Origin of the sequence: Streptomyces sp. JJ38, assembly GCF_019303475.1 — a bacterium.
Taxonomy (GTDB): domain Bacteria; phylum Actinomycetota; class Actinomycetes; order Streptomycetales; family Streptomycetaceae; genus Streptomyces.
This window is the reverse complement of sequence record NZ_JABLSI010000023.1, coordinates 83003-91969: the sequence shown is the minus strand read 5'-3', so window position 1 is coordinate 91969 and position 8967 is coordinate 83003. Positions and strand designations below refer to the sequence as shown.

General features: G+C 74.4%; 8 protein-coding genes and 1 pseudogene. All 9 read left to right on the top strand.

Going from position 1 to position 8967, the window contains the following annotated elements; all coding sequences use genetic code 11:
• Window positions 1–387 (top strand): annotated as a pseudogene (locus HPT28_RS15155) (hypothetical protein); the annotation flags it as partial.
• A complete protein-coding gene (locus HPT28_RS15150; protein ID WP_219091602.1) occupies window positions 384–830 on the top strand; it encodes a roadblock/LC7 domain-containing protein in 447 nt (148 codons plus the stop codon). The pseudogene HPT28_RS15155 and the gene HPT28_RS15150, both read left to right, overlap by 4 nt.
• Window positions 827–1204 carry a DUF742 domain-containing protein gene (locus HPT28_RS15145; protein WP_219091601.1) on the top strand — a complete coding sequence of 126 codons (378 nt, stop codon included), beginning with the start codon at window positions 827–829 and terminating at the stop codon, window positions 1202–1204. The genes HPT28_RS15150 and HPT28_RS15145 overlap by 4 nt, the downstream gene beginning before the upstream one ends.
• A 73-nt stretch (window positions 1205–1277) precedes the next feature.
• On the top strand, window positions 1278–1823 hold the full coding sequence (locus HPT28_RS15140; protein WP_374226967.1) for an ATP/GTP-binding protein: 546 nt from the start codon (window positions 1278–1280) through the stop codon (window positions 1821–1823).
• Entirely contained in the window at window positions 1820–3166 is a 1347-nt protein-coding gene (locus HPT28_RS15135) for a cytochrome P450 (protein ID WP_219091599.1), read from the top strand. The genes HPT28_RS15140 and HPT28_RS15135 overlap by 4 nt, the downstream gene beginning before the upstream one ends.
• Window positions 3163–4407: a cytochrome P450 gene (locus tag HPT28_RS15130; protein WP_219091598.1), complete on the top strand. Its 1245-nt coding sequence runs from the start codon at window positions 3163–3165 to the stop codon at window positions 4405–4407. The genes HPT28_RS15135 and HPT28_RS15130 overlap by 4 nt, the downstream gene beginning before the upstream one ends.
• Before the next feature lie 77 nt (window positions 4408–4484).
• Entirely contained in the window at window positions 4485–5804 is a 1320-nt protein-coding gene (locus HPT28_RS15125; protein WP_219091597.1) for an NAD(P)/FAD-dependent oxidoreductase, read from the top strand.
• A 2-nt stretch (window positions 5805–5806) separates the two neighbouring features.
• On the top strand, window positions 5807–8407 hold the full coding sequence (gene nirB, locus HPT28_RS15120) for a nitrite reductase large subunit NirB (protein WP_219091596.1): 2601 nt from the start codon (window positions 5807–5809) through the stop codon (window positions 8405–8407).
• Window positions 8407–8790: a nitrite reductase small subunit NirD gene (gene nirD / locus HPT28_RS15115; protein ID WP_219091595.1), complete on the top strand. Its 384-nt coding sequence runs from the start codon at window positions 8407–8409 to the stop codon at window positions 8788–8790. The genes nirB and nirD overlap by 1 nt, the downstream gene beginning before the upstream one ends.
• The last annotated feature ends 177 nt before the right edge of the window (window positions 8791–8967 follow it).

The following is an 8967-nucleotide window of genomic DNA, read 5'->3' as shown; positions in this document are numbered from 1 at the left end:
CCGGCCGCCGCGCCGCTGCCGCCGGAGCGCCCGGCCCCGGCGGACGCTCCGCCGCCCCGGCCGCCCGCCCGGGAGTGGTCCCCCGACGCCGCCCGGGCCTCGGTGGCCAGCGTGGTCTCCGGCTCCCGCCGCGGGCGGGAGCAGGCGGCCGAGAGCGACCCGTACCCCGGCCGCCGCCCCGACCGCCATGCCGACCCGTACGCCGACCAGCACTCCGGGCCGCGCCCGGACGCCCCGGAGCCGGCCGGGCCGGGCGGCACCGGGGCGCAGGCCACCGCGCCCCGCGACGCAGCAGCGCACGACGCCGCGCCGCACGACACCGGAGCGCCCGGCACACGGGCGCGGGACACCCACCACACCGACCGAGACGAAGGGGGCCCGGCGTGACCGGCACCATCACGAGACTTCCCGACCTGGGCTGGATGCTGCGCCCGCTGACGGAGATCCCCGGCGTGCGGCACGCCGTCGTACTCTCCGAGGACGGCCTGCACCTGGGCCACGCGTCGGCCGAGGGGCTGAGCGGCGCCGTGGTGGAACTCGGCCGCGACGAGGCCGAGTCGCTGGCCGCCGCCTGCGCCGCCATGACGATGACCAGCCGCTCCACCGCGTCCCTCGTCTTCGGCGAGGGCGCCGGCGTCCGGCAGCTCATGCTGGAGTCGGAGCACGGCTTCGTCCTCTTCACGGCCGCCGGGGTCGGCGCTCACCTGGGCGTCGCCACCGACCTGAACGCCGACATCGGGCTCGTCGCCCAGCAGATGCAGGTCCTGGTGGCGAAGATCGGCGCCCACCTGAGCAGCCAACCGCGGGATGTGGTGGGCCCGCCGCGATGACGGGCGCACGGGAGGAGCGGACGACGTCGGCCGTCCGCCCCTACGTCATCACCGGCGGTCGCTCCGGCGCCCCGCGTGCCGAACTGCCGTGGGAGACACTGGTGATGGCGACGCGTCCGGCGGAGGCCGCCACCGCCCCGGGAGGCGTCCGGCTGCAGCCCGAGCACCGGCGCATCCTGGCGGAGTGCCAGGGTCTGCTGTCGGTGGCGGAGGCCGCCGCCCACCTGGGCCAGCCGCCGTCGGTGGTGCAGGTGCTGCTGGCCGATCTCATCGACTGGGGCCTCGTCAAGGCCCGCCCGCCCGTCCCGGTCGCCGAACGCGCCGATGTGACCATGCTCAGAAAGGTCCTCCATGGGCTCGAAAGCCGCCTCTGAACCGCCGGCCGCCCACCGGCCGCCGCCCGCGCACGCGACGGCCGGGCAGGAGCAGCACTACGTGCGCTCCAGCGTGGCCGGTGCCGCGAAGATCCTCGTCGTCGGCCCGCTGGGCGTGGGCAAGACGACGCTGATCGGCACCGTCTCGGAGATCCGACCGCTGTCCACCGAGGCCGTCATGAGCCAGGCCGGGGCGCGGGTCGACCACGGCGGCGAGCGGACGAAGACCACGACGACCGTCGCCCTGGACTTCGGCCGCATCACCATCGACGGCGAACTGGTGCTCTACCTCTTCGGCACCCCCGGCCAGCCGCGCTTCCTGCCCGCCTGGCGGGAGCTGGCCCGTGGCGCGCTCGGCGCCCTCGCCCTCGTCGACACCCGCGACCTGGCGGCGTCCTTCGACGCCCTCGGCCATCTGGAGGACATGGGGCTGCCGTTCGCCGTCGCCGTCAACGCCTTCCCCGACAGCCCGGAGCACGGCGAGCACCGGCTGCGCGAGGCCCTGGACCTGCTGCCCGAGACGCCCCTCGTCGTGTGCGACGCCCGGGAGCACCACTCCTCCGTGCGGGCGCTCATCGCCCTCGTCACCCACCTCATCAACGCCGCGGAGCCGCAATGACGAGTCCCCGTCCCGATCCCCGTCACGACCGGCCGGCCGCGCCCGGCACGGGCCGCTGCCCGGCCACCGCGCTGTACGGGCCGCACCTGGACGGCGACGCGATGCCCGGGCTCTACGAGGAGCTGCGGCTGCGGCACGGTCCGGTCGCCCCGGTGACCCTCGCCCCCGGCATCGACGCCTGGCTGGTGCTCGGCCACCGCGAACTCCTACGCCTCACCCGCGAGGAGCAGGACTTCTCCCACGACCCGCGCCGCTGGACGCTGCTGCGCGAGGGCCGGGTGCCCGCCGACTCGCCGATCCTGCCCATGGTCGGCTGGCGGCCCGCCCTGCTGTTCGCCGACGGCCAGCAGCACCGCCGCATGCGGGCGGCCGTCTCGGACGCCCTGTCCCGCATCAACGGGCACGAACTGCGCCGCACGGTGCGGGCGACGGCCGAGCGGCTCATCTCCACCTTCGCGGAGCGCGGCGAGGCCGACCTCGTCCCGCACTTCGCGCGCAAGCTGCCGATGGAGGTGATCACCCGGCTGCTGGGCCTGGACGAACGCACCGGGCAGCGCCTCGTGCACGCCATCGCCGGAACCGTCGGCGCCAACGCCGACTCGGCCAACGCCAGCCGCCGCATGGGCGAGATCCTCGGGCAGCTCATCGAGGACAAACGGCGCACCCCGGGCAACGACGTGACCTCGGCGCTCCTCGGCCACCCGGCCCGGCTGACCGACGAGGAGGTCCTCCACAACCTCGTGGTGATGTTCGTCGCCGGCAACCAGACCACGGTGAACTGGATCGCCACCACGCTGCGCATCCTGCTCACCGACCCGGCCTTCCGCTCCTCGCTCACCGGCGGTCACCTCACCGTGGACGACGCGCTCGACCTGGTGCTGTGGCGCTTCCCCCCGACACAGAACTTCCCCGCCCGCTACGCCACCCGCGACCTGAGCTTCGGCGGCCAGGACATCCGGGCCGGCGACATGCTGGTCCTCGGCCTCGCGGCGGCCAACGCCGACCCCGCCGTGCTGCCCGGCGACGGCCGCCCGGTCATCGGCAACCGCTCCCACCTCGCCTTCGGCGCCGGGCCGCACGCCTGCCCCGCCCAGGATCCGGCGCGGCTCATCACCCGCACCGCGGTGGACACCGTCCGGCACCGGCTGCCGGACATGGAGTTGTCGGTGTCCGAGCACGAGCTGGCCTGGGTCAAGTCGCCATGGTCCAAGGGGCTGGCCGCGCTCCCGGTCCGATTCGCCGAACCGCAGCTCCCGGCCACGCCGCCCGCCTCCGGCTCCCCGCCGCCCGTCCACCACCCGCCCATGCCACAGCCGGCCCAGCACCAGGGAGAGACCCGATGACCCAGGACCACCCCGCACCGCACCGCCTCGACCCACACGGCGGCTGCCCGCACGCCGCCAACGCCCGGCTGCGCGCCGAGCGGGGCGCCGTCGTCCCCGTGCTGCTGCCCGACGACGTCGAGGGCATGCTGGTGCTGGGCCACGAGGAGCTGAAGGAGTTCCTGGCCCACCCCGACGTGGCCAAGGACGCCCAGCACTTCGCCGCCCTGCAGAAGGGCGAGATCCCCGAGGGCTGGCCGATGCGGACCTTCGCCACCGTGCGGAGCATGACGACGGCCGACGGCGCCGACCACCGAAGACTGCGCTCCCTGGTGAGCCGCGCGTTCACCGCCCGCCGGGTCGAGGCGCTGCGCCCCGGCGTCGAGGAGCTGGCCGCCACCCTGCTGGACCGGCTGGAGCAGGCGGCCCGGGAGAGCACGGACGGCACCGTCGACCTGCGGCGCAACTTCGCCATGCCCCTGCCCATGGGCGTCATCTGCCGGCTGCTCGGGGTGGACGCCGAACAGGGCGAACGGCTGCACGCCCTGTCCAACCGCGTCGTCAGCACCAGCCTGGCCCCGGCCGAGGTGCTCAAGGCCAACCAGGAGACGATCGAGGTCCTCGGCCAGGTCGCCGCCGCCCGCATGGCCGACCCGGGCGACGACCTCACCAGCGCCCTCATCGCCGCCCGTGCGGAGGACGGGGACCGGCTCAGCGAGCAGGAGCTCATCGGCACCCTGCTCCTCCTCGTCATCGCCGGCCACGAGACCACGCTGAACCTCCTCACCAACGCCGTCCGCGCCCTGTCCGCCCACCGCGACCAGCTCGACCTGGTGCAGGCCGGGAAGGCGAGCTGGGCGGACGTCGTCGAGGAGACGATGCGCTGGGACAGCCCGGTGAGCTACTTCCCCTTCCGCTACCCCACCCGCGACCTCACCGTGGACGGCACCGTGATCCCCCAGGGCACCCCCGTCCTGGCCGGGTACTCGGGCGCCGGCCGCGACCCGCGGGCCCACGGCGACGACGCCGACGTGTTCGACGTCACGCGCGCCCAGAACCGGCACCTGTCCTTCGGCCACGGCGCCCACTTCTGCATCGGCGCGCCGCTTGCCCGAATGGAGGCGGCGATCGCGCTGGAGGCGCTGTTCACACGCTTCCCGCAGCTCACGGTGGCCGTGGACGAGGACGAGCTGCCCCGGCGCGGCAGCTTCGTCGGCAACAGCGTCCCCGTCCTCCCGGTGCGGCTCACACCGTCCTCGTGAGCCGGTTGAGGTCGGCGTTGCCCACGGGAAACAACCGGGAACCCACCGGGTAACAGCGGCGACGCACGCTGTGGGGCATGACCTCGAAACAGCGTGTGGTGGTGATCGGCGGCGGCATGGCCGGGGCCCGGCTCGTGCAGCAGCTCGGCCGGTCCGCCGACGCCCTCGGGCGGCCCCGGCACTCCGTCACCGTCATCGGCGAGGAGCGGCACCCGCCCTACAACCGGGTGCTGCTCGCCGAAGTGCTGGCCGGGCAGTACACCCCCGAGGTGATCGCCCTGCCCGCCCCCGGCCCCGAGGTGCGGCGGCTCGCCGGGGTGCGCGCGGTGCGCGTCGACCGCGCCGAGCGGCGGGTGGTCTGTGACGACGGCTCGGTGGCCGAATACGACGCGCTGGTGCTGGCCACCGGGTCCAACCCGGTGCTGCCGCCCATCCGCGGCCTGTTCGACGACAGCCCGGCCGGCGGCCCCGACGACGGGCTGCCCGACGGCGTCCACCCCTTCCGCACGCTGGACGACTGCGCGGCCCTCGCCGCCGCGGCCGGGCCCGCCACCCGGGCCGTCGTCATCGGCGGCGGGCTGCTCGGCGTCTCCGCCGCCCGGGCTCTGGCCGCCCGCGGCGTGTCCACCGTCCTCGCCCACCAGGGCGAGCACCTCATGGAGCGGCAGCTCGACGCGGGCGCCTCCACCCTCCTGCGCACCCACCTGACCGGCCTCGGCGTCGAGGTACACACGGAGTGCCGGGTGCGCGGCCTCGGCACAGGGCGGGACGAGCGCACCGGACGCCGCGCCGTCCGCTCGGTGACCCTGGCCGACGGCTACGCCCTCGGCGCCGACCTCGTCGTCCTGGCCTGCGGGGTGCGTCCGCGCACCGGGCTGGCGCAGGCCGCCGGGCTCACCGTCGCGCGCGGCGTCGTCGTCGACGACGAGCTGCGCACCGACGACCCCCGGATCTTCGCCATCGGCGACTGCGCCGAACACCGCGGCACCGTGTACGGGCTGGCCGGCCCCGCCCAGGAGCAGGCCGACGCCCTCGCCGCCGTGCTCGACGCGGCCCCGCTCGACGCGGCCGTACCCGAGACCGCCGGAGCCCCCCGAACCGGGCGTCGCTACACCGGCACCCGCGCGCTGACCCGCCTCACCCTGACCGGCCCCGGTCCGCTGGACCTGGCCGCCTTCGGCGAGACCGAGCCGCAGCCCGACGACGACGTCGTGCACCTGGCCGACGCCACCCGCGGCGCCTACCGCAAGGTCGTCGTCCGCGGTGACCGGCTGGTCGGCGGCATCCTCCTGGGCGACCTCGACACCGTCGGCGCCCTCGCCAGGACCTGGGAAGGGGACGAACCCCTGCCTTCCGCACCACTGCTCCACCTGCTCACGAACGATGGAGGCCTGTGACCATGCCCGAGCCGCGACAGAAGCCGACGATCGTCCTGATCGGCCACGGAATGGTCGGGCAGCGCTTCCTCGAAGCCCTGGCCGACCAGGGCGTCACCGAGCGCTCCCGAGTCGTCGTCCTGTGCGAGGAGCCGCGCCCCGCCTACGACCGGGTCCAGCTCACCTCCTACTTCTCCGGCGTGACGCCCGAGCAGCTCTCCATGACGGACGAGGCGTTCATCGCCGAGCACGGCATCGAGCTGTACGTGGGCGACCCGGCCGAGAGCGTGGACCGCGCCTCCCGCACCGTCACCGCCCGCTCCGGGCAGACGTTCACCTACGACACACTGGTGCTGGCCACCGGCTCCTACCCGTTCGTGCCGCCGGTGCCGGGCAAGGACAGCGACGGCTGCTTCGTCTACCGCACCATCGAGGACCTGCTCGCCATCGAGGAGTACGCGAAGGGCGCCTCCTCCGGCGTGGTCGTCGGCGGCGGTCTGCTCGGGCTGGAGGCCGCGGGCGCCCTCAAGGGCCTCGGGGTGGACGCGCACATCGTCGAGTTCAACGACCGGCTCATGGCCATCCAGGTCGACGCCGGCGGCGGTGCCGCGCTGCGCCGCAAGATCGAGGACATGGGTCTGAGCGTCCACACCGGCGTCGGCGGCAAGGAGATCACCGCGGGCCCGGACGGCCGCGTGACCGGCATGGTCCTCTCGGACGGCTCGACCATCGAGACCGACATGGTCATCTTCTCCGCCGGGGTCCGCCCCCGCGACCAGCTCGCCCGCGCGTGCGGCCTGGACGTCGGCGAGCGCGGCGGCATCGTCGTCGACGAGCGGTGCCGCACCAGCGACCCGGCCGTCTACGCCGTCGGCGAGTGCGCCAAGGCGGTGGACGGCATGGTCTACGGACTGGTCGCGCCCGGCTACGAGATGGCCGAGACGGCCGCCGCCGCCATCGCGGGCACGGTGGACGCCGAGGGCTTCACCGGCGCCGACACCTCCACCAAGCTCAAGCTGCTCGGCGTCGACGTCGCCTCCTTCGGCGACGCGCACGGCACGGCCGAGGGCTGCCTCGACGTCGTCTACGCCGACTCCCGCGCCGGCGTCTACAAGAAGCTCGTCATGGCGAAGGACGGCACCCTGCTCGGCGGTGTGCTCGTCGGGGACGCCGAGGCCTACGGGTTGCTGCGCCCGCTCACCGGCAGCGTGCCCCCCGCCGACCCCGAGTCGCTCGTCCTCCCGGCCGGAGTCGGCGCCCCCGCCCAGCTCGGCCCCTCCGCGCTGCCGGACGAGGCCGTGGTGTGCAGCTGCCACAACGTCACCAAGGGCACGATCCGCGGCGCCGTCACCGAGCACAACTGCGCCACGGTGCCGGAGGTCAAGAAGTGCACCAAGGCCGGCACCGGCTGCGGAAGCTGCGTCAAGGTGCTCGGCCAGCTCCTGGGCGACGAACTGGCCGCCCAGGGCATCGAGGTGGACCCGGGCCTGTGCGGCTGCTTCGGCCAGACCCGCCAGGAGCTGTACGAGATCGTCCTCGCCCTGCGGCTGTCCTCCTTCCAGCAGCTCCTGGACGGCCACGGGCGCCCGGAGGCGCGCGGCGGCGAGGGCTGCGAGATCTGCAAGCCGGCCGTCGCCTCGATCATCGCCTCCCTCGCCCCCGTCATCGGCGCGGACGGCTACGTCCTCGACGGCGAGCAGGCCGCCCTCCAGGACACCAACGACCACCACCTCGCCAACCTCCAGCGCAACGGCTCCTACTCGATCGTGCCCCGCATCCCCGGCGGCGAGATCACCCCGGAGAAGCTGATCGTGATCGGCGAGGTCGCCAAGGAGTTCGGCCTCTACACCAAGATCACCGGTGGCCAGCGGATCGACCTCTTCGGTGCCCGGGTGGACCAGCTCCCCGTCATCTGGGCCCGGCTGGTGGACGCCGGCTTCGAGTCCGGGCACGCCTACGGCAAGGCCCTGCGCACCGTGAAGTCCTGCGTCGGCCAGACCTGGTGCCGCTACGGCGTGCAGGACTCCGTGAAGATGGCCATCGACCTGGAGCTGCGCTACCGGGGCCTGCGCGCCCCGCACAAGCTCAAGTCCGCCGTCTCCGGCTGCCAGCGCGAGTGCGCCGAGGCCCAGAGCAAGGACTTCGGCGTCATCGCCACCGCCAACGGCTGGAACCTCTATGTCGGGGGCAACGGCGGCGCCACGCCCCGCCACGGCGACCTGCTCGCCCAGGACCTCTCCGACGCCGAACTCGTCCGGCTCATCGACCGGTTCCTCATGTTCTACATCCGCACCGCCGACCGGCTGGAGCGCACCTCGGTCTGGCTGGAGCGCATCGAGGGCGGGCTCGACCATGTCCGGGACGTCGTCGTGCACGACTCCCTGGGCATCTGCGACGAGCTGGAGGCCATGATGGCCGAGCACGTCGCCGGCTACCGCGACGAGTGGGCCGAGACCCTGGACGACCCCGAGCGGCTGCGGCGCTTCGTCTCCTTCGTCAACGCCCCTGACGCGCCCGACCCCTCCGTGCGGTTCGTGCCCGAGCGCGACCAGACCAAGCCCGACCTGGAGATCCTGGCCGGACCCGACCTCCCCGTCCGCACCCTCGAAGGAGCGCAGAGCTGATGACCGACGTCCTGATCCCGGAAGGCCAGGAAGGCGCTGCCGCCGACACCACGACCGTCGCGCGCGTCGAGGTGCGCACCGCCGACGGCTGGGCCGCGGTGTGCGACAGGGAGCACCTCGTCACCGGCCGCGGCGTCGCCGCCCTGCTGCCCGACGGCAGCCAGATCGCCCTGTTCCTCGACCGCTCCGGCACCGTCCACGCCATCGGCAACCGCGACCCGTTCACCGGCGCCTACGTCCTCTCCCGCGGACTGCTCGGCTCCGTCGACGGAAAGCCCTTCGTGGCCTCCCCGCTGCTCAAGCAGCGCTTCGACCTCGCGACCGGGCGCTGCCTGGACGACGAGACGGTCACCGTCCCGGCGTACGCCACCCGGCTGCGCTGACCCCATGCCCGGCGCCGCCCTGCCCTGTCCATATCCGGCGGCGCCGCACCTCTCCGGGCTCCCGCCCGGCCGCTCACGGCCCGGCGGGAGCCCGGCACCATGCCCGACGGAGAACCGGGCATCGGTTCGCCCCACACCGTTGGTCTGCTCGGGTCGCGGGTCGATGTCGCCGCTCTC

Coding starts and splice junctions, on each gene's coding strand:
- HPT28_RS15145 (WP_219091601.1), top strand. CDS start 827: ATGACGGGCGCACGGGAGGAGCGGACGACGTCGGCCGTCCGCCCCTAC.
- HPT28_RS15135 (WP_219091599.1), top strand. CDS start 1,820: ATGACGAGTCCCCGTCCCGATCCCCGTCACGACCGGCCGGCCGCGCCC.
- HPT28_RS15130 (WP_219091598.1), top strand. CDS start 3,163: ATGACCCAGGACCACCCCGCACCGCACCGCCTCGACCCACACGGCGGC.
- HPT28_RS15125 (WP_219091597.1), top strand. CDS start 4,485: ATGACCTCGAAACAGCGTGTGGTGGTGATCGGCGGCGGCATGGCCGGG.
- nirB (WP_219091596.1), top strand. CDS start 5,807: ATGCCCGAGCCGCGACAGAAGCCGACGATCGTCCTGATCGGCCACGGA.
- nirD (WP_219091595.1), top strand. CDS start 8,407: ATGACCGACGTCCTGATCCCGGAAGGCCAGGAAGGCGCTGCCGCCGAC.